1 protein-coding gene is annotated in these 1011 nt (G+C 58.1%); it reads right to left on the bottom strand.

Features of this window, described 5'->3' with window-relative positions; translation table 11 throughout:
• Nucleotides 1-104 precede the first annotated feature (104 nt).
• Nucleotides 105-791, bottom strand: coding sequence for a hypothetical protein (locus AX750_RS25780; RefSeq protein ID WP_156450008.1), 687 nt, complete (start codon nucleotides 789-791; stop codon nucleotides 105-107).
• Between the last annotated feature and the right edge of the window lie 220 nt (nucleotides 792-1011).

Genomic DNA, 1011 nt, shown 5'->3' with positions numbered 1-1011 from the left:
ACCGGCAATCGCCGGTGACCACCGTCAGCTACACCACGCTATGGGACACGACCGTGGCGCGCGTCACGAAACCAAGGCAACCACGGGTCGAAAGCGGCCCCTGATCAATCGATTGGGCGTGCCATGCGTCTATCCGGAGGCGTCAGCAGCCATTCCACAAGGCGCTGCACGCGCCGATCCTGCTCGCGCTCATTTTGTTCGCCGACTTCGAGGCGGTTCCACCGATAGCGGATGCCCAACCCATCAGCGACGCGGCGGCTGACCCCGCAGCCGAGATACGCATAGGTGCCGCGTTCAAAGCGCATTGTGCTTGGTTCGCGGTCGCACGAAATACGTCCTACACCTTCGCGGGTCGGATCGACGTGTGATGGCAAAGGCCACCACCCGTCTGGAAACGCCTCGGTCAAGGACTGGTTGAGCGGCTCGGCATGGTTTATGTTAATCTCTAGAAGACTGAATCTGAAATCAGGCCAGAGATCGGTATTCCAGAACACGCGGCCTTCGTTCCAAGCCCGAGTCGCTCTGTTGCTTTGAACCATAGATGTTGTTCGATAAATTACATCGCTTCGCGGGTTCCGATTGTCATATGTTGGCTGTGCGCCACCCATCTCAATCCAGCCGGCCCAATGCGCCGGAAAATACAGCATTCGCCCGTTAATCTCGACCTTGATTGTTAGCGCAGACTCATTGGCGCTAGCATCGAATGCGGAGAAACTCGCGGCCATTGCCAAAGCTGCCGGCAGGGCGACGCAAACCAATCTACTCTTCCGCAAGTACGCTGAAAGCATCATTGACTGATCCCGTCTCATCGACGCCGCATGCGACGCATTAAACCGCATCGTTGCACAGCCCAAGACCATCACACTTCAGGATGGGCAAATGGGCCCATATTGGGCTGGATTGAGTGCCATTATCATCGCTACTAGGCCCCCACTCCGCCACCCGCAGCGATGGCGCGGTCGTGTCCCATAGCGTGGTGTAGCTGACGGTGGTCACCGGCGATTGCCGGTT

The sequence above is a fragment of the Methylobacterium sp. CCH7-A2 genome, assembly GCF_001557075.1.
Taxonomy (GTDB): Bacteria; Pseudomonadota; Alphaproteobacteria; order Rhizobiales; family Beijerinckiaceae; genus Allobosea; species Allobosea massiliensis.
This window is presented reverse-complemented; position numbering and strand designations above follow the sequence as displayed.